Source organism: Sinorhizobium sp. NFACC03, from assembly GCF_900103435.1.
Lineage (GTDB): Bacteria > Pseudomonadota > Alphaproteobacteria > Rhizobiales > Rhizobiaceae > Ensifer.
The window spans coordinates 1-16735 of the sequence record NZ_FMXF01000011.1; the positions used below are offsets into that span (position 1 = coordinate 1).

At 63.6% G+C, this 16735-nt stretch carries 22 protein-coding genes; 15 read left to right on the forward strand and 7 right to left on the reverse strand.

Annotation, left to right across the window (positions count from 1 at the left end):
- Window positions 1-267: transposase (locus tag BLU35_RS15395; protein ID WP_143032929.1), on the forward strand; the 267-nt coding region annotated here is incomplete at its 5' end.
- Window positions 268-297: 30 nt separating this feature from the next.
- Here BLU35_RS15395 and BLU35_RS15400 read toward each other — a convergent pair.
- The 4 genes from BLU35_RS15400 to pdxR form a co-directional block, all read right to left on the reverse strand.
- Window positions 298-1281 carry a threo-3-hydroxy-L-aspartate ammonia-lyase gene (locus tag BLU35_RS15400; protein WP_093233617.1) on the reverse strand — a complete coding sequence of 328 codons (984 nt, stop codon included), beginning with the start codon at window positions 1279-1281 and terminating at the stop codon, window positions 298-300.
- A gap of 71 nt (window positions 1282-1352) precedes the next feature.
- The gene (locus tag BLU35_RS15405) at window positions 1353-1784 is read right to left on the reverse strand and encodes a hypothetical protein (RefSeq protein WP_210185141.1); all 432 of its coding nucleotides are present in this window, start codon (window positions 1782-1784) and stop codon (window positions 1353-1355) included.
- Window positions 1785-2055: 271 nt separating this feature from the next.
- Window positions 2056-2739 (reverse strand): redoxin domain-containing protein, encoded by a 684-nt coding sequence (locus tag BLU35_RS15410; RefSeq protein ID WP_093233618.1) that lies wholly within the window; start codon window positions 2737-2739, stop codon window positions 2056-2058.
- A 170-nt stretch (window positions 2740-2909) separates the two neighbouring features.
- Window positions 2910-4394 carry a MocR-like pyridoxine biosynthesis transcription factor PdxR gene (pdxR, locus tag BLU35_RS15415; RefSeq protein ID WP_286161537.1) on the reverse strand — a complete coding sequence of 495 codons (1485 nt, stop codon included), beginning with the start codon at window positions 4392-4394 and terminating at the stop codon, window positions 2910-2912.
- Between the two features lie 87 nt (window positions 4395-4481).
- On the opposite strand from pdxR, the gene BLU35_RS15420 reads away from it, so the two are divergent.
- The 13 genes from BLU35_RS15420 to BLU35_RS15475 all read left to right on the forward strand — a co-directional run bounded on the left by BLU35_RS15420 (window position 4482) and on the right by BLU35_RS15475 (window position 13271).
- Entirely contained in the window at window positions 4482-5105 is a 624-nt protein-coding gene (locus BLU35_RS15420; protein ID WP_093233620.1) for an FMN-binding negative transcriptional regulator, read from the forward strand.
- 97 nt (window positions 5106-5202) lie between these two features.
- Window positions 5203-5835, forward strand: a complete 633-nt coding sequence (locus tag BLU35_RS15425) for a LysE family translocator (RefSeq protein WP_065376289.1) — start codon at window positions 5203-5205, stop codon at window positions 5833-5835.
- 96 nt (window positions 5836-5931) lie between these two features.
- Complete coding sequence (locus tag BLU35_RS15430; RefSeq protein ID WP_093233621.1) at window positions 5932-7518, forward strand: acetolactate synthase large subunit; 1587 nt, start codon at window positions 5932-5934, stop codon at window positions 7516-7518.
- A 282-nt stretch (window positions 7519-7800) separates the two neighbouring features.
- Window positions 7801-8043, forward strand: a complete 243-nt coding sequence (locus BLU35_RS15435; RefSeq protein WP_057253735.1) for a helix-turn-helix domain-containing protein — start codon at window positions 7801-7803, stop codon at window positions 8041-8043.
- 497 nt (window positions 8044-8540) lie between these two features.
- Window positions 8541-8750 carry a cold-shock protein gene (locus BLU35_RS15440; RefSeq protein WP_057253733.1) on the forward strand — a complete coding sequence of 70 codons (210 nt, stop codon included), beginning with the start codon at window positions 8541-8543 and terminating at the stop codon, window positions 8748-8750.
- A 119-nt stretch (window positions 8751-8869) separates the two neighbouring features.
- The gene (locus BLU35_RS15445; RefSeq protein ID WP_057253730.1) at window positions 8870-9142 is read left to right on the forward strand and encodes a hypothetical protein; all 273 of its coding nucleotides are present in this window, start codon (window positions 8870-8872) and stop codon (window positions 9140-9142) included.
- 45 nt (window positions 9143-9187) lie between these two features.
- On the forward strand, window positions 9188-9427 hold the full coding sequence (gene rpsU, locus BLU35_RS15450; RefSeq protein WP_057253728.1) for a 30S ribosomal protein S21: 240 nt from the start codon (window positions 9188-9190) through the stop codon (window positions 9425-9427).
- Between the two features lie 43 nt (window positions 9428-9470).
- A complete protein-coding gene (locus tag BLU35_RS15455; protein WP_057253726.1) occupies window positions 9471-9692 on the forward strand; it encodes a hypothetical protein in 222 nt (73 codons plus the stop codon).
- 260 nt (window positions 9693-9952) lie between these two features.
- Window positions 9953-10354: a hypothetical protein gene (locus tag BLU35_RS34975; protein ID WP_143032930.1), complete on the forward strand. Its 402-nt coding sequence runs from the start codon at window positions 9953-9955 to the stop codon at window positions 10352-10354.
- A 358-nt stretch (window positions 10355-10712) separates the two neighbouring features.
- Window positions 10713-10835, forward strand: a complete 123-nt coding sequence (locus BLU35_RS36135) for a hypothetical protein (RefSeq protein WP_255571031.1) — start codon at window positions 10713-10715, stop codon at window positions 10833-10835.
- A 168-nt stretch (window positions 10836-11003) separates the two neighbouring features.
- Window positions 11004-11915: a pyridoxal-phosphate dependent enzyme gene (locus BLU35_RS15465; protein ID WP_093233622.1), complete on the forward strand. Its 912-nt coding sequence runs from the start codon at window positions 11004-11006 to the stop codon at window positions 11913-11915.
- A 142-nt stretch (window positions 11916-12057) separates the two neighbouring features.
- A complete protein-coding gene (locus tag BLU35_RS15470) occupies window positions 12058-12831 on the forward strand; it encodes a TIGR01458 family HAD-type hydrolase (protein ID WP_093233623.1) in 774 nt (257 codons plus the stop codon).
- A gap of 215 nt (window positions 12832-13046) precedes the next feature.
- Window positions 13047-13271 carry a hypothetical protein gene (locus BLU35_RS15475; RefSeq protein WP_093233624.1) on the forward strand — a complete coding sequence of 75 codons (225 nt, stop codon included), beginning with the start codon at window positions 13047-13049 and terminating at the stop codon, window positions 13269-13271.
- 374 nt (window positions 13272-13645) lie between these two features.
- On the opposite strand, the gene ilvC is transcribed toward BLU35_RS15475, so the two are convergent.
- Both ilvC and BLU35_RS15490 read right to left on the reverse strand, forming a co-directional pair.
- Entirely contained in the window at window positions 13646-14665 is a 1020-nt protein-coding gene (gene ilvC / locus BLU35_RS15485; RefSeq protein WP_058322376.1) for a ketol-acid reductoisomerase, read from the reverse strand.
- Between the two features lie 57 nt (window positions 14666-14722).
- Entirely contained in the window at window positions 14723-15364 is a 642-nt protein-coding gene (locus BLU35_RS15490; protein ID WP_373419870.1) for a TetR/AcrR family transcriptional regulator C-terminal domain-containing protein, read from the reverse strand.
- A gap of 163 nt (window positions 15365-15527) precedes the next feature.
- Between BLU35_RS15490 and BLU35_RS15495 the strand changes: the two genes are divergently transcribed.
- Window positions 15528-16103, forward strand: a complete 576-nt coding sequence (locus tag BLU35_RS15495; RefSeq protein ID WP_093233626.1) for an AAA family ATPase — start codon at window positions 15528-15530, stop codon at window positions 16101-16103.
- A gap of 146 nt (window positions 16104-16249) precedes the next feature.
- On the opposite strand, the gene BLU35_RS15500 is transcribed toward BLU35_RS15495, so the two are convergent.
- A complete protein-coding gene (locus BLU35_RS15500; protein ID WP_058322373.1) occupies window positions 16250-16663 on the reverse strand; it encodes a hypothetical protein in 414 nt (137 codons plus the stop codon).
- Window positions 16664-16735 lie beyond the last annotated feature (72 nt).

Genomic DNA, 16735 nt, shown 5'->3' on the forward strand with positions numbered 1-16735 from the left:
GCCGGCCTCGCTCCGGTCGCTCGCCAGTCCGGACAGTGGATCGGCCGCGCCTTCATCCGCGGCGGCCGGGCCAATGTCCGACGAGCACTCTACATGCCCGCGCTCGTCGCCATCCGCTTCAATCCCGACCTCAAGGCCAAGTACGACCGGCTCAAGGCCGCCGGAAAAGCCTCAAAACTCGCCATTACCGCCGTCATGCGAAAGCTCATCATCATCGCAAACGCATTGCTCAGGGATGGCCGCATATGGGAACCAACCCGTACTTGACCAACACGGATGCTCTGGGATCGCCGCTCTCTACTGCAGCAGGGCGCAGAACGTCGCGAGATCGACATTGCCGCCGCTGATCACGATGCCCACTCTTTGCCCGGCGCAGGGAAGCACGCCCTGCAGCACGGCCGCCGCCGCCAGGCATCCGGTCGGCTCCACGATCATTTTCATGCGCTCGGCAAAGAAGCGCATGGTCTCCACGAGTTGGGCGTCGCTCACCGTGACGACCTCGCGGACATCGCGCTTGAGGATCGGGAAATTGTGCTCGCCGATATGGTTGGTCAGCGCCCCGTCGGCGATCGATTTCGGCACCGGGATATGGACGATCTCGCCCTTCCTGAGCGACTGCTGTCCGTCATTGCCAGCCTCCGGCTCGACACCGACGACGACAGCGCCGGGCGAACGTTCCTTGGCGCTGAGTGCCGTGCCGGCGAGCAGGCCCCCGCCGCCGAGCGGCGTCACAATCAGGTCGAGTTCGCCCACCTCCTCGATCAGTTCCAGCGCCGCCGTCCCCTGCCCGGCGATCACATCAGGGTGGTCAAAGGGCGGGATGAGGACGGCATCGCGCTCGGCCGCCAGCTTCGCGCTGATCGCCGACCGGTCCTCGGTGTAGCGGTCATAGAACACGACATCGGCGCCATAGGCGCGGGTCGCCGCCACCTTCATTTCGGGCGCATCCTTCGGCATCACGATCGTCGCGGCAACACCCTGCAGCCGCGCGGCATAGGCGATCGCCTGCGCGTGGTTGCCGGAGGAGAAGGCGACGACGCCCCGCTTCTGGCCGCCTTCCTGCAAGGCGGCGATCGCGTTGTAGGCACCGCGGAATTTGAAGGCGCCGGCGCGCTGGAAATTTTCCGCCTTGAAGAAAAGCCGCGCGCCGGTGGCGGCATCGGCTGTGCGCGAGGTCAGCACCGGCGTTCGATGCGCCATGCCGGCGATGCGGTCCCGTGCCGCCTGCACGTCGTCGAATGTCGGAAGGCGCAATGCCGCCTCTGCCGCTGAAACTGCCATGAGCCTCTCCCTGAGCTTGCCACTTCCGAGGCTATTGAATGCGGTCCTGCAAGGCAAGGATGCCAGCGCGGCTACCCACCGCTGGAAACGACAGTGCGGTAGTGATCGACCGCGAAGCTGAAAAGCACCTTCAGCATGAACAGGGCCGACACCGCCGCCATCGCCGGCGTCAAGCCCGGCAACATCGGCAAGCCAGTGAGGCCGACCGCCAGCAGCAGCCCGCCGACAAAGGTCTGTGCGGCGCGTCCCGCAAGCAGATTGACGACCGCGGCCGCAGCGATCGTATAGGCCCAGACGGCGACCGCAGCACCGAGCCCGGTGCCGACGAGCAGCGCGACGATGACCACATGGAAGTGGATCGCGATGAAGATCCAGCGATTGCGCGGCCGCGCCGCGTAGAAGTCGTTGGTCGAGGGCGTGAAGTTGGCGATGCAGCCGGCGGCGATATCGAGGACGAGGACAAGCGCCAGTGCCGCCCGCCACCAGGCAAGGCCTGCCAGCATCTGGCCCGCCGACAGGGCAAAGGTGGCCGCGACACCGACACCAAACAGGAGATCGCGAGCAGATAGGCCGGCGGCTGCTCTTCACCGAACATGTCGTGAAGCTGGGGATGTATGCGATGAGATCTCATGAAGGCCACACCGCCACACTGAAGAGTTGGCCACTATGAGCAGACGCAGCCAGGGCGCAAGCAGCTAACCGTAACGCGAGGCCGGTTGCGACCTTGGCCTGCACCCTGTTTGCAGGCCCCAGCTTGCAAGCCGGTTGCCCGTACTAGGTTGCGACCCTCTTGACGGCCGTCATGATCTCCGCGGCGCTCGGGAACACGCCGAGTTCGTCGGGGCCGAACCGCGCCTCGATCTCGCTCCAGCTGATGATGCCGGCTGCATCGACCAGGAAGTGGCCGACCAGTTGCGTTCCGTGTTCGGCAAAGATTCGCAGATCGGTCTCGTCCGGCTCGAAGCCTTCGCGTGCATTGAGCAACTCATTGGCCCGCATCGGATGCATCGGTTCGGCGAGCTCGCCTGTCGGGTTGATGCGCGCTGCGGCGAAATCGGCAGGCCGCGTGCGATGGGGCCATTCCGGCGTCTCCGTGCTTTCGGGCGGAAGCAGCGCGGCCTGTGGCGCGCCGAAATCCCTGTGCGTCTGGCAGTCCGGATCCGCAAGGACCGTGACCGGCGTCGGCTGGAAGCGGAAATAGAGGCGCGCCCGCTCGACCGGGGTGTTGACCACCGCCAGCGTTTCCACGCCGACGGCACGCAATGCCGGCTCGACGGAGGAGAACTGCCGCATCTGGCGCCGGCAGAACGGGCAGTGCAGGCCGCGGAACAGACCGATCAGAAACGGCCGGCCGCGAAGGCTCGCAAGCGAAACCGGACCGTCCCGATTGGCGCTTGCAAGCTCGAAGGCGGGTGCGGGTTGTCCCGGCTGCAACGGCTGCACTCTCCGGTCTGCCATCTGCTCCCCCAGTCGACGCCCCTGCGCCGCTCTGTCCCTGCCCGTGATTTTCGCTCCCATTGCCGCCCGCCCGGAGGCCGGTCGATGGCGGAAGATAGCCCCACCCTACCACAGGTGGACGGACGGCCCACGTCGAATGGTGATCTGCATGGCGTTTTGTGCCGCCGGTGCTAATCGAACCAATCACCCAGCAGCTTCGCGAGCGCCGCGACACCCTGACCGATCTGCGGCACTTCGAGGCTTGCATAGCCCATGACGATGCCGGCGCGGTCCGGCCGGTGACCGGCATCATCGGCACCGTAGAGGGGCGAGATCGGATAAAGGCCGATGCCCGCTGCCCGCGCCCGCACGATCAGTTCGCCTTCCTGCGTCCGGTCCAGCCGCTCGAACCAGACGACGACGTGCAACCCGGCGTCGGCGCCCGATATCGTCACGCGGCTACCGAGTTCCGCCTTGAGCGCCTGAAGCAGCGCCTGGCGGCGGCGGCCATTGCTGCGCCGGCTCCGGCGAATGTGGCGTTCATAGGCCCCGCTTGCAATCATCGCCGCCAGCGCCTCCTGCTCGAGGCTGGGCGAATGCCGGTCGACCAGCTGCTTGGCGGCGGCGAAGACGGGGTAAAGCAGCGGCGGCACGACGAGATAACCGAGCCGGAGCATCGGCGACAGGCTCTTCGAGATCGTGCCGAGATAAAGGACGTTCTCCGCATGGCCCATCGTCTGCAGCGGCGGGATCGGCCGGATATCGTAGCGATACTCGCCGTCGTAATCGTCTTCGATCACAAAGGCGCCGCTGCGTTCCGACCAGGCGAGAAGCTCCTGCCGGCGCCGGGCCGAGAGCACGCCGCCGAGAGGAAACTGATGCGAGGGCGTGACATAGGCAAGCCTGACGGCGTCGAGCCCCGCGAGCGCATCGGTCTGCAGCCCCTCCTCGTCGACGGCAATCGGAACCACCTCAGCGCCGGCGGCCGCAAACACCCGGCGCGCCATAACGTAGCCGGGATCCTCGATCGCAACGCGGTCGCCGGGATCCAGGAGCACGCGGGCGGCAAGATCCAGTCCTTGCTGCGAACCGTTGACGATGATGATCTGGTCCGGCGCGCATCTCAGCCCGCGCGCCCGCCAGAGATAGGCCTGCAGGGCTGCCCGCAGCTCCGCCGAGCCGCCGGGGTCGTCATAGGCGAGCCGCGGTTGGCGTCGCCGAAGTGCGGCGTTGACCGCCCGCCGCCAGGCCTCCGCCGGAAAGTCGGCCGCCGACAGGTCGCCGTAGCGAAAATCGGCGATCAACCCACCGGACTGCGGCGGCACCCAGGACGGCCCTTCACCAAGGGTCGCTCCAAAGCGCGACAGGCGAACGGGTGCTGCCGGTCTCGGCGCAAACCGGGAAGCCGTCCCTGCGGAAAGCGGCTTGGCACCCTCATGCGCGTGCAGCAGCGCCACTCTTGAAGGCGCGCCCTGCCGGCTCTCCAGAAACCCCTCGGAAAGAAGCTGCTCATAGGCTGCGGTCACGGTGGTGCGCGAGACACCAAGCTCGGCCGCAAGCGCCCGCGTCGATGGCAGCCGATCTTCGGGGCCATAGGTGCCGCCGAGGATCTGCGCCTTCAGCGCGTCGTAGATCCGCCGGGTGGTCCCGCCCCTCGCCTCGTCCTTCTCCGTCACCAACTGGCCCACTCATTTATGCGGAAACTGGATATTCGTTCTGGTCCAGTTTGCATCTATGACAGGACAAGCACAAGGAGCAAGATCATGTACACACCCCCGGCCTTCAAGGAGGAAACACTGAGCGTGCTGCACGCGATCATCGAGGCCGCATCGCTTTCCACTTTCGTCACCGCAACGGCCGAGGGCCTGCTGGCCACCCCGCTGCCGCTGCTGCTCGATCGCGACGAAGGTCCTTATGGCACACTCTACGGCCACCTCGCCCGCGCCAACCCGCAAGGGACGACCTCGCCGATCGGCGCAGCCATGGCGACCTTCATGGGACCGGATGCCTATGTCACCCCCTCCTGGTATGCCTCCAAGCGCGAGCACGGAAAGGTCGTGCCGACCTGGAACTATTCGGCCGTGCATGCCTATGGCGAGGTCGAGTTCTTTACCGACGAGGACCGGCTTCTCGATGTCGTCACCCGCCTGACCAATCGTCACGAGGCGGCGCGTGCCGAACCCTGGCAGGTGAGCGACGCGCCACCCGCCTTCGTCAAGGCCCAGCTTCGCGGCATCATCGGTCTGCGGCTGCCGATCGACCGCCTCGACGGCAAGCGCAAGTTCAGTCAGAACCGCAGCATTGAAGATCGTCAGGGCGTGGCCGCAGGGCTCGCAGCCAGCGCGCAGCCCGAGGATCGCCTCGTCTCCGGGGAGATACCGGTCTGACGCTCACGGGGGGCGCTCCGATTTCCCGTCAACTTTCCCGCGCAAGACCTTAGAACGACTCTCGAAAGAGGCCGCGCATCAGCAGACGAGGTATCCCATGCCATCGCTCGACATTCTCCTCACCTTCTTCGTCACGACAGCGATCTTCGCCTATATCCCCGGACCGGCGATGCTCTACGCCGCTGCGCAGACGATGGCGCGCGGCCGTTTTGCCGGGCTGATGGCCTCGCTCGGCATCCATCTCGGTGGTTACGTGCATGTCCTTGCGGCCGCCGCCGGACTTTCGATCCTGTTTCATGCGGTGCCGACACTCTATCTCGTGGTGAAGCTTGCCGGTGCCGCCTATCTCGTCTGGCTGGGCTTCACGCTGATGCGTGCCAAGGCGAGCGGCGACGGTCACCTGCCCGCGGTCGAGGCGAAATCGGCCCGCCGCGCCTTCTTCGAAAGCATCACCGTCGAGGTGTTGAACCCGAAGACCGCGATCTTCTTCGTCGCCTTCCTGCCGCAGTTCACCGATGCCTCTGCCGCCTTCCCGGTGTGGGTGCAGTTTCTGCTGCTCGGCACCGTCGTCAACCTGATGTTCTCCTCCGCCGATCTCGTCTGCGTGTTTCTCGCCGATGCCGTCGTCGTCAAGATGCGCCGCTCCACCCGGGCACAGCGCCTGCTGCAGCGCGCCGGCGGCACGGTGCTGATCGGGCTCGGCGCCCATCTCGCCTGGCAGCGGACGTAACCCCACTTGGGCGGCGCATCGAGCGCCGCCGCAAGCCTACCTTGCACCCGCATCACTTGCAGCTATCATGCGTGAACGCCATCGGGGGACACGCGCATGGGAGAAGGCGGCCAACCTATTCGCACCACAGGTGCGGACATCCTCGTCGATACACTTCTGGCAAACGATGTGAATGTCTGTTTTGCCAATCCCGGCACGTCGGAAATGCACTTCGTCGCCGCCCTTGATCGCAAGCCGGAGATGCGCTGTATCCTCGGCCTCTCCGAAGGCGTCGTCACCGGTGCGGCCGATGGTTATGCGCGCATGACGGGTTGCCCGGCCTCGACCCTGCTCCACACCGGTCCCGGTCTCGCCAACAGCCTTGCCAACCTGCACAACGCGCGGCGCGCTCGCACGCCTGTCATCAACGTCGTCGGCGACCATGCCTCCTACCATCTTGCGCTCGATGCCCCGCTGACCAGCGATATCGAGGGACTGGCACGCCCGATGTCGAACTGGGTGCGGCGGGTGAACGACCCCTCCGACGTGGGGCCGACGGCGGCCGCCGCCTATCGCGCGTCGTTGACGCCACCGGGCGTTGCCACCATGATCCTGCCGGCAGACGCGTCCTGGGGCGCGTTTTCCACCGACGCGCCAGTGCAACAAGTCCTGATCGAAGCCCCGCGGCCGGCAAGTGCGGAAACGGTCCGCGAGGTCGCCCGCCTCGTCCGTGCGAATCCTGCAGGGGTCGCCATGGTCTTAAGCGGCGCCGCCGCAAGGGCCGAGAGCCTCGCCATCGCCGGGCGGATCGCGGCCGCCTGCAACGTCCAGCTTTTCAACGAGGTGCTAGTCGCCCACACCCAGCGCGGCCGCGGGCGGGTGGCGCCGCGGCGCATCCCCTACCCGATCGACATGGCGCTCGAAACGCTCCGCGACGTCAAGGTTCTGATCCTCGTCGGCGCACCGGAACCGGTGGCTTTCTTCGCCTATCCGGGAAAGCCCGGCCGGTTGGTGCCGGAAGGCTGCGCGGTGGTCACGCTTGCCCGCCACGGTGAAGACCTGAAAGGAACGCTCGAAGCGCTGCGCGACGAACTCGGTATCAGCGCCACGCTGCCCCTGCCGATGCCAAGCGCCCCCACAGACGAGGGCGAGCCTTCGGGCGCGCTGACCGAAGACGCAATCGCCGTCATCGTCGCCCATAAGGTGCCGGAGAATGCGATCGTCTGCGACGAGGCGGCCACTTCGGCCCGGCGTTACTTCGCACTTTCGGCCTTCTCTGCGCCGCACGATTTCATCATGCAGACCGGCGGCGCGATCGGCGAAGGCATCCCGCTTTCCACCGGTGCCGCGATCGCCTGTCCCGACCGCAAGGTGATTTGCCTGCAGGCCGATGGCTGCGCCATGTACAATATTCAGGGCCTGTGGACGCAGGCGCGCGAAAACCTCGACATCGTCACCGTCATCTTTTCCAACCGTACCTACGCCATCCTGCATGCCGAAATGCGCAATGTCGGCGTCGAAGAGATCGGCACCAACGCGCGCCGCATGCTGAACCTCGACAACCCCGCGCTCGACTGGGTTTCGCTCGCCCGCGGCTTCGGCGTTGAAGCTGCCGTCGCGACCTCCTGCGAAGCCTTTGCAGCGCTCTTCGATGCCGCGCTATCGCGGCGTGGGCCCTTTCTGATCGAGGCTCGCCTCGTGTGAATTTCCCTGCCGTTTTTGCACTGCGTCGAGCACCCGCGCGTCGTAAGGATGATGCCCCTGACCGATGGGATTTACCGGCCTCCTGGCGCGGAAATCACAGGGTAAACGATTGATTTAAATAGGCATTTCACAAAACTTCGGCCGCAAACTTGCGCCCGGAAACTTCTCGCTTATATTAGCGGCGCCCTAGGTTCGCGCTCATCTGTCCGAGTCGCATTTCAGTTTTGGGCCCCCTTCAACCGACAATGTTCTTTGTCGGTGGACCAACGAAGGAGACACTTCATGTCCTTTAAGAAAGACCTAACCAAGGCCCCCGGCGCATCTCTGTCCCGCGTCAATATCGGAGCCGCCATCAAGCATTCGCGTGAAACCGCCGGCTATACGGTCGACGATCTCTCGGTCACGACTGGCCTGACGGAAGTTGAAATCTCAAAGATCGAGCTTGGCGCCGATACCGATCCCGCCAAGCTGCAGCGCATCGCCGCCGCATTGCAGGTCTCGCCGCAGACCTTTACAAGCGCCTGACAAGCGGGGGCGGTGCGCCGAAGACAGCGCGCCGCCGCCTTCTACCTTCGCGCCTCCTGTCGCGACCGGCCGCTTTGGTCGAAATGGCCAGCGACAGCCCGCTTGCCGATCCAAGAATCCGCTTGCCCGCCCTCAAAGCAGCGCCTGCCTTTTCATTCAGCAGCTATGCGTCCGGAGCACCGCGCAACGACGGGTCGCGGCGTGGCTCACGCGCACAGCGTCTGGCTCTCGAGAAGCCGTATCAGCTTGAATAACAAGAAAAATAAATGGACGAAAAACCCGCCATTTCAGGCCTTTGCAGATGTTTTCGCGATCGCTCAAAATCAAATAATTTAATATTTTCATTGAGTTTCAAAAAGTATCGTCTATATATCACCTCATCGAATATTGCTTGTGACCTTTGACACGGCGCTTCCGCGCGGCCAGATCTCCTCTCAAATATCGATCACCGCCAGAGAAATATTTCTGGTAAATTCAGCGATTGAAAGGAAATCGTCATGGCTTCAGGCACGGTAAAATGGTTCAACGGCACCAAGGGCTTCGGCTTCATTCAGCCCGACGACGGCAGCACGGACGTGTTTGTACACATCTCCGCGGTCGAACGGGCTGGCATGCGCTCGCTCAACGAAGGTCAGAAAGTGACCTTTGACGTTGTTGCCGACCGCAGAACGGGCAAGAGCTCGGCCGACAATCTCAGGGCCGAATAATTTGTCATTCGCCCTCCTCTGACCACGGATGTACTGGCAGGGAGGCGCTTGAATGACGGGAAGAGGTCGGGGAACAACCCGGCCTTTTTGCGTCTCAGGGCCCTTTTCAGGAGACCACCATGAGCCGCAAAACCTATGAGATTGGCGACAAGGTCACGCTGAGGGCGAGTGCCGCTCAGTCGACCTTGAACAGCCGTCTTGGTCTGATCGTCGGCCTTTTGCCCAATGATCGTGGCGAGGCGCGCTTTCGCGTAAGGGTCGAAGGCGAGACGTTCGAACGCTGCGTGCTGGAGACTGACATCGAGCATGCCGAGACTTCGAAAGAGGACGCCCCCCAGGCGGCCATCACCGGGCCCTGGCTCAAAAAATTGAGCACCAAACCCGGCAGATAACCGCGGCTACAGGGAAAGCCGCGACCGACAACAGGAGAACATCTTTTGCAGGTACTCGTTAGGGACAATAACATCGACCAGGCCTTGCGCATCTTGAAGAAGAAGATGCAGCGCGAGGGTCTGTTCCGTGAATTCAAGGCGCGCAGCAGCTACGAGAAACCTTCGGAAAAGCGCGTCCGCGAAAAGGCAGAAGCGGTACGGCGCCAGCGCAAGCTGCAGCGCAAGAAGCTCCAGCGCGAAGGCCTGCTGCCGGGACCCAAGAAGGCAGCGCGACCTTCGCGCTGAGGCTTGGGGTCGGCAAAAATCCGCCCGTTTCAGGAGACAGGTCATGACGCCACACCCCAACACGGCATTTAAACCGGCCAAGACCTCCGCGAGCGAGAAGGCCTCCGCCACCGATCACACGGCGAGAGCAATCGTTGCTGCCGAAAAGATCGCCCGCGACAAGAAGACCGAGAAGCTCAAGGCCCAGCGCCTTGAGCGCGCCGCCGCCGAACCGCCTGCGGAGGTGCCCGCAAGCAAACCATCCCGAAAATCGCGCCGGCCGTAATATCGACTGAAACCGAACGCGCAGGCCCGGACATGGGCATAAGGCCTTGCGCAAGCACCGACAGCGCCGCGCGTCTTGTCAGACGCGCAAAGGCCGCCGTAGACTTTGACTTGCTGCATGTCTTCGTCCTTAAATCGAGATCGATTGAAGGAGACATGCAGTAGGAGAGAATTGTCGGAGCGTCCTTTGTGCGTTCAGATGAACGTACGGCGCCCTGGACGCGCCGAAAACGACGTTTCCCGTCAACAGGAGGTGGCTTCATGTCACCCGCTCAGCGGCATCCATTGGCTCCCTCCGACCTGGCAATGCTCGATGGCGTGTTGCGGCGCGCGGGCTTTCATCAGCGCGTCGACCTTGACGATCAAGACAGCCTTCGCCTTGCCGCCGTCTTCCTTGTCAGAAGGTTCCAGGCGGGCGTTACCACCGCGGATATCCTGCTTGCTGAACTGCAGAACCGGGATGGGCAGCGCACCCCGCGGCAGATTGAAACCGCAAATCTCGAACAGTGGGAAAACGACGGCGGCGCGCCGCAAAGACCCAGCGCGATTACCCGCTACACCGGTGCCCGACGCCTCCCCTGGCCGGGCGTGATATCGCCCCTGAACCCGACACCCCGTCCCGGCAAGGGCCCGAAATCCGGCAAGGCCCCGAAATCCGGATAGGCCCGTAACCCGGACAGGCCATGAGTGCCGGAACGTCGAAGGGATGTCCTTCGAAGGGGATCTCCCTTGTGCTGGACACATTTGAGGCGCATGGTTCGACGATCGACACTGGCCGACTTGGCATATCGCGGTGGGGGGCTCCCGACCGCCAATTTCCTCCTTTATCGACAGCAGTACGTCCGCGACGTTGCGCGGAGGCGAGAGGCAACCGTGAGCCGAACGGGTGTGTAACGGGTGTGTTCGGGGCTGAGCAGACAATCTCGCCACAGCGAATTTACGGGCGCTACATTTTACGGGCGCCGCATTGCGCTTGAACGAACGGCGAGGAGCCGCAGATCCCTTACGATTGGACGAACACATGTTCCAGACGCTCACACACAGACTTCGCCGATACGACTATACTCTGGCAGCCATCAAGGCATCGCTCGTCCTGTCCCTGCTCTTCATCACGCTCATGACATTGAGCGGCCTTCTCTGGTGACGGGCGCCGTAGACCCATAGTATCCCACGACAGGACACGGCCATCCGCGACTGTACCCCTCCCGTGTTGCGTTGAACTAGCGATCAGGGGCAAATTGCTTCAAGATTCTCCCGCAGGAGCCATTGCAACAAACCGGCCTCCAGCACCGCGCGCTCAACGGAACATCCCATGGCACTTCACCTCGAAACTCCCCTCCTTGAATCCCGCCCGCTAAGCCTCGCATCCGATTGCTCCATCTGGCTAAAGATGGAGGCGCTGCAGCCGCCCGGTTCGTTCAAGATCCGCGGCGTTGGTGCTGCCTGCGAGCACCATGCGCGAAACGGCAAGCGGCGTTTCGTCTCCTCCTCCGGCGGCAATGCCGGCATGGCGGTTGCCTATGCCGGCCGCCAGCTCTCAATCCCCGTCTCCGTCTTCGTTCCCGAAACGACCACCGAACGGGCAAAGGCGCTTATCCGCCAGGAAGGCGCCGAGGTGATCGTCCACGGCGCCGCTTGGGATGAAGCGAATGCCCGCGCGCTCGCATCCGTCGATGCCGAGACCGCTTTCATCCATCCCTTCGACGATCCGCTGCTGTGGGCCGGGCACGCGACGATGATCGACGAGGTGGTCAAGGCCGGCCTCGCCTTCGATGCGGTCGTGCTCTCTGTCGGCGGCGGCGGGCTGCTGTCGGGCGTCGCCGAGGGACTGGAGCGCAACGGGCTCCGAGAAATTCCTATTGTCACTGCGGAGACCGAAGGCACCGCGTCCTACCTCGCCTCCGTCAAGGCGGGAGAGCTGGTGGAGCTACCCTCGATCAGCGGCGTCGCCACTTCGCTCGGCGCCCGAAAGGTCTGCAAGCGTGCCTTCGAGATCAGCCAGATCCGGCCGGTCGAATGCGTTGTCGTCAGCGACCAGTCGGCGGTCGACGCCTGCACCCGCTTCCTCGACGACCACCGCGTGCTGGTGGAACCCGCCTGCGGCGCCGCCCTGGCCATCGCCTACGAGCACGCCGATCAACTCCTGCGCTTCGAGCGCGTGCTGATGATCGTCTGCGGCGGCGCGACGACGACCGTCGAACGGCTGCAGGCCTGGCAGGCCTGATCCTTAGGCGGCACCGGCCCTGCTCGCCTGCCGTGGGAAGACAGCAACCAGTCCCCAAGGTGCCAGCGCTAAAGGGGAACCGATTGGGAGGCGTCCGCCGCCCAACGTTGACCATGGTCTGGCGCTCAGGCAGTCTCTTGCCATGGCAAGAGGCGTGCTGCTCGATCTCTCCGGCGTGCTCTATGACGGCAACACGGTGTTGCCGGGTGCCATCGCGGCGGTGCTGCGGCTGCGCGCAGCTCGCCTCCCCGTCCGCTTCCTGACCAACACCACCCGCCAGTCGAAGCGCCAGATCGTCGCTCACCTGCAGCGCCTTGGCTTCGATTGCGCTGCCGACGAGGTGTTCACGCCGGTTGCCGCCGCGCGCGCCTGGCTCAAGGCGAACAGCCACCAGCCGCACCTGCTCATTCATCCCGCGCTTGAGGAAGACTTCGCCGATTGCCGCATGGACGGCCCCGTCGCCGTCGTGCTTGGCGATGCCGCGGAGCGCTTCAGCTATGAGGGCCTCAACGCCGCGTTTCGCGCCCTGATGGCTGGCTCGCCGCTGCTGGCGCTCGCCCGCAACCGGTTCTTCCGTGATCGCGACGGCGAGCTGAGCCTCGATGCCGGCCCCTTTGTCGAGGCGCTGGAACATGCGAGCGGCATCAAGGCGAAGCTCTTCGGCAAACCCTCTGCCGATTTCTTCCTGGCAGCAGCAGCGAGCATGGGCCTTGACCCGGCCGATTTGGCCATGATCGGCGACGATGCCGAAAGCGATACCGCCGGTGCGCTTGCCGCCGGGATCGGCACCGCGATCCTCGTGCGCAGCGGCAAATATCGCGATGGCGATGAGCAGCGTTTCCAGCCGGCGCCTTCGGCGGTTGTCGACGACATTACGGCCGCCTGCGATCTCATCCTGGCGGCGCAGCGGGACTGACACCCGAGGTACAGCGCCGCGCGCCTTATCAGACGCGCAAAGGTCGCTGTAGCACTTTGATTCGCTGAAGCCGATTAAAGGAGACATGCGGTAGCCGAAACGGAACGGCCCTCTCTTCGGACCTCCTCGCTCCTGGCCCCTGGCGATCACGCATACGCGAACTTATATGCTGAAGTGAACCATAGATTGTTCTGCTCTCAGCCAGGAAGGCAAGCATGCGCGAGACGTTCCTGTTTATCGTTCGGGTCACAGTCGTCTGTGCGGCGACCGCCTTCGGCGCCCTGCTCGGCTGGCAAGGTCACGGCTGGGACGGAGCGCTCGGTTTCGGCGTGGTCGGCTTCGGCGCCGGTTCGGCCTCTGTCGCCTTCCCTGGCTTTTGGCTGGATCTGCTTGGGAGTCTCTGTTTGGATCTGCTTCGGTTTCTCTGGGAAGTCGTCTAGGGCGCCGTGCGTTCAGATGATCGCACCAATCACGCTCGAGTGCTTTGGTTCTACAGCGCCGCGCGTCTCATCAGACGCGCAAAGGTCGCTGTAGCACTTTGAAGTGCTGCATGTTTTTGTCCTTTAACCGGCCACGATTAAAGGAAACATGCAGTAGCCCATCTTTCTGTCTCAACTGGTTTCACTTCAGGCAGGATGCTCCAGGCCGACTGCTTGCATCTTGCCGCCGCACGCCGTCAGGCTGCCACCCGTCTGCCTCGACCAATCTCGCGCCGATCCGGCAGCAATGACGCGGTTTTGCAAGTGGCCTGCCCGGGTCACGAAAAAAGCCGGGGCACTGCCCCGGCTTCCTTCATTCAATCGTTCGATAAGGCTTAGTTCTTCGCCTTGTCGACCAGCTTGTTCTTGCCGATCCAGGGCATCATGCCGCGGAGCTTCGCGCCGACTTCCTCGATCTGGTGGCTGTCGTTGACGCGGCGGATGCCCTTGAAGCGGGCGGCACCCGACTTGTACTCCTGCATCCACTCGGAGGTGAACTTGCCGGTCTGGATGTCCTTGAGGACGCGCTTCATTTCGGCCTTGGTTTCTTCGGTGATGATGCGCGGGCCGGTGACGTATTCGCCCCACTCGGCCGTGTTCGAGATCGAGTAGTTCATGTTGGCGATGCCGCCTTCATAGATCAGGTCGACGATCAGCTTCACTTCGTGCAGGCACTCGAAATAGGCCATTTCCGGAGCGTAGCCGCCTTCAACCAGCGTTTCGAAGCCGGCGCGGATGAGTTCGACGAGACCGCCGCAGAGAACAACCTGTTCGCCGAAGAGGTCGGTTTCGCACTCTTCCTTGAAGTTGGTTTCGATGATGCCCGAACGGCCGCCGCCGACGCCGCAGGCGTAGGAGAGCGCGAGGTCAAGGGCGTTGCCCGAAGCGTCCTGGTGAACGGCAACGAGGCAGGGAACGCCGCCGCCCTTCTGGTATTCGCCGCGAACCGTGTGGCCCGGGCCCTTCGGCGCGATCATGACGACGTCGAGCGAAGCCTTCGGCTCGATCAGGCCGAAGTGAACGTTGAGGCCGTGGGCGAAAGCGATCGCAGCGCCGTCGCGGATGTTGCCGGCGATGTCGGCCTTGTAGATTTCGGCCTGCAGTTCGTCAGGCGTTGCCATCATGATCAGGTCGGCCCACTTGGCGGCTTCCGCAACCGACAGAACCGAGAGACCGTCGGCCTCGACCTTGGCAGCCGTTGCCGAACCCGGCTTCAGCGCGATGCGGATTTCCTTGGCGCCGGAATCTTTCAGGTTCAGCGCATGGGCGCGGCCCTGGCTGCCGTAGCCGACGATGGCGACCTTCTTCGACTTGATCAGGTTGATATCGGCATCACGATCGTAATAGACGCGCATTTTCGTGGTCCTTCCCGTTTGCTTGTCAGTTTGTCGATGGCGAGGTTCCCCCCGCCGTTACCCTTTCGTGCCGTAAAGCGCGAGGAAGGCTGAAACCGCCTGCTCCGCCTTGCGACTGAAACTCTTCTTCATCTCGCCGGCCTCTTCGCCGAGCAGCATCTTCAGGTGCCAGTCGGAAACGACAAGCCCATAAAGTGCCCCATAGGCCTCGTCGGCGTCGTCGAACCTGAGCAGCCCGGCTTTGCGCCCGGCCTCCAGCAGTGCGGCCGCACGGCGGCCGATCTGCCGGCGTCCGCGTTCCTGCAGCATGTGGCCAAGTTTGGAGCCATCGCGGCTCGCCTGGCCGATCGCCAGCCGGTTCAGCGCCAGCGACACGTCGCCCGAGAGAACCTCGAGCAGATCTTTGGCGAAGACGATCAGGTGTCGCTCCAGGCTCTCGGCATCGAGCGCCTTGGCGGCGACGTCCTGGGTGCGCACCTTGCTCGCCTGGAAACCGATCATTGCCGAGATCAGCCCGTCGCGATCGCCGAACCACTTGTAGAGGCTTTCCTTGGAGCAATTGGCCGCGCGCGCGATGCCCGCCGTCGTCAGCGCCTTTTCGCCGCCGTCGACCAGAAGACGCAATGCCTGTTCGAGAACGGCGCCCTGACGTTCCGTCAGCCCCTCCCCGGCATTCGCCTCCCTTATCGCCGCAGTCATCTGCACGTCGCCTCGCTCCCGATCAGTACCGTACGGTACGGTTCGCACTCTTCTAGTGAAGCGCCCCGGAGGCGTCAAGACGATTCTCACAACGGGGCGAAATTTCGGCGGTGACGGCGAAAGGCGGAGCCCATAGGTTTCGAGCCGACTGAACGAGATCGACCTGCCACCGCCCCTGGGTCTTCTGATTGGAGGAAGTTCACACGTCGGCAAGTCGACATTGGCTAGCGCTCTGGCAAGCTCTCTCGGTCGCGAGCTGATCTCGACGGACAATCTGGGCCGCCATCCCGGCAGGCCGTGGCCATCGGTCCGCCCGCAAGTCGCCGAATATTATGCCAGCCTGTCCGACGAGACCATTCATTGGTTCCTGAAGGTTCACCATGAGAATATGTGGCCGCGCATCCGCCAGATCATCGAAAGCCATCGGCAACTGGCAAAGCCGTTCGTGCTGGAGGGCGCCGCGCTTAGACCGGAATATGTGGCTCAACTCGAACCGGGGAGCGTTGCCGCCGTGTTCCTCTACGCGGATGAGGATTTCCTGCGTCGACGGATGATGGAAGAAGCTGGACACTCAGATGCGGACGAGGCGACAGCCGCGATTATCGCGAAATTCATCGAGCGCTCGATCCGAGAAAATAGAGACATGCTTGAGGCTGCCCAAGCGGCCAACATCCGGTGTGTCGATGTCGCAGCACCCGGAACGCTTGACGCGTTGACGAAAGCGTTTTCGGCGGCTTGATCGCCGAAGAGTGATGGCCGCTTGGGCCGTCGGCGGTCACTGGGGCACGGTGCCGCTCAGAGCTGAAGGCCCCTCATCTGCCAGCCGGCACCTTCTCCCCGCCCGCGGGGACAAGGGCGGCCACAAGTCCGGGCCCAAAAGCGGAACTATGTAGCAATCGCCGCCAAATCGGTCATTTGAACGCGCTGAGACGGCAATGGGACTTGGATCTGAGATGGCCGTTTCAACTTCGCCTCATGCAGATTCCACATCGTCAGAAACAATGTCGTCACGGCAAAAAAGGCCAGCGCTGCCAGGTGGATCTTGCCGATGCGGCGCGCGAAATAGGAGCTGGCTCTCGCCTCGATGGCTCGACCTGCGGCTCCAGCCTGCCGGGCATTTTCATTCATATAGCGGGTTATTCGTCCGCCGGAACGGTCCCGCGCGCGGGCCAGATCATCGTCGCTGGGCCCCGCACCGAGTCCAGCACGCACAGCGCTAAAGAGCAGGATCGCGAACAGCACCCAGAACACCAGAAAAGACAGTGCAGCAAGCTGGCCGCTGGGGGTGTTGGTATCCATTGCCGTGTCCGGGCTGTGCAGCAATTATCGCCTGTACCGTCCAGGCGCTTCCTTTGCCGCGTACTGAAGACA

What these genes read in the sequence shown, in the direction of transcription:
- BLU35_RS15400 (WP_093233617.1), bottom strand. Translation starts at nt 1,281, where the DNA reads ATGGCAGTTTCAGCGGCAGAGGCGGCATTGCGCCTTCCGACATTCGAC.
- BLU35_RS15405 (WP_210185141.1), bottom strand. Translation starts at nt 1,784, where the DNA reads ATGCTGGCAGGCCTTGCCTGGTGGCGGGCGGCACTGGCGCTTGTCCTC.
- BLU35_RS15410 (WP_093233618.1), bottom strand. Translation starts at nt 2,739, where the DNA reads ATGGCAGACCGGAGAGTGCAGCCGTTGCAGCCGGGACAACCCGCACCC.
- BLU35_RS15420 (WP_093233620.1), top strand. Translation starts at nt 4,482, where the DNA reads ATGTACACACCCCCGGCCTTCAAGGAGGAAACACTGAGCGTGCTGCAC.
- BLU35_RS15425 (WP_065376289.1), top strand. Translation starts at nt 5,203, where the DNA reads ATGCCATCGCTCGACATTCTCCTCACCTTCTTCGTCACGACAGCGATC.
- BLU35_RS15430 (WP_093233621.1), top strand. Translation starts at nt 5,932, where the DNA reads ATGGGAGAAGGCGGCCAACCTATTCGCACCACAGGTGCGGACATCCTC.
- BLU35_RS15435 (WP_057253735.1), top strand. Translation starts at nt 7,801, where the DNA reads ATGTCCTTTAAGAAAGACCTAACCAAGGCCCCCGGCGCATCTCTGTCC.
- BLU35_RS15440 (WP_057253733.1), top strand. Translation starts at nt 8,541, where the DNA reads ATGGCTTCAGGCACGGTAAAATGGTTCAACGGCACCAAGGGCTTCGGC.
- BLU35_RS15445 (WP_057253730.1), top strand. Translation starts at nt 8,870, where the DNA reads ATGAGCCGCAAAACCTATGAGATTGGCGACAAGGTCACGCTGAGGGCG.
- BLU35_RS15455 (WP_057253726.1), top strand. Translation starts at nt 9,471, where the DNA reads ATGACGCCACACCCCAACACGGCATTTAAACCGGCCAAGACCTCCGCG.
- BLU35_RS34975 (WP_143032930.1), top strand. Translation starts at nt 9,953, where the DNA reads ATGTCACCCGCTCAGCGGCATCCATTGGCTCCCTCCGACCTGGCAATG.
- BLU35_RS36135 (WP_255571031.1), top strand. Translation starts at nt 10,713, where the DNA reads ATGTTCCAGACGCTCACACACAGACTTCGCCGATACGACTATACTCTG.
- BLU35_RS15465 (WP_093233622.1), top strand. Translation starts at nt 11,004, where the DNA reads ATGGCACTTCACCTCGAAACTCCCCTCCTTGAATCCCGCCCGCTAAGC.
- BLU35_RS15470 (WP_093233623.1), top strand. Translation starts at nt 12,058, where the DNA reads ATGGCAAGAGGCGTGCTGCTCGATCTCTCCGGCGTGCTCTATGACGGC.
- BLU35_RS15475 (WP_093233624.1), top strand. Translation starts at nt 13,047, where the DNA reads ATGCGCGAGACGTTCCTGTTTATCGTTCGGGTCACAGTCGTCTGTGCG.
- ilvC (WP_058322376.1), bottom strand. Translation starts at nt 14,665, where the DNA reads ATGCGCGTCTATTACGATCGTGATGCCGATATCAACCTGATCAAGTCG.
- BLU35_RS15490 (WP_373419870.1), bottom strand. Translation starts at nt 15,364, where the DNA reads ATGACTGCGGCGATAAGGGAGGCGAATGCCGGGGAGGGGCTGACGGAA.
- BLU35_RS15500 (WP_058322373.1), bottom strand. Translation starts at nt 16,663, where the DNA reads ATGGATACCAACACCCCCAGCGGCCAGCTTGCTGCACTGTCTTTTCTG.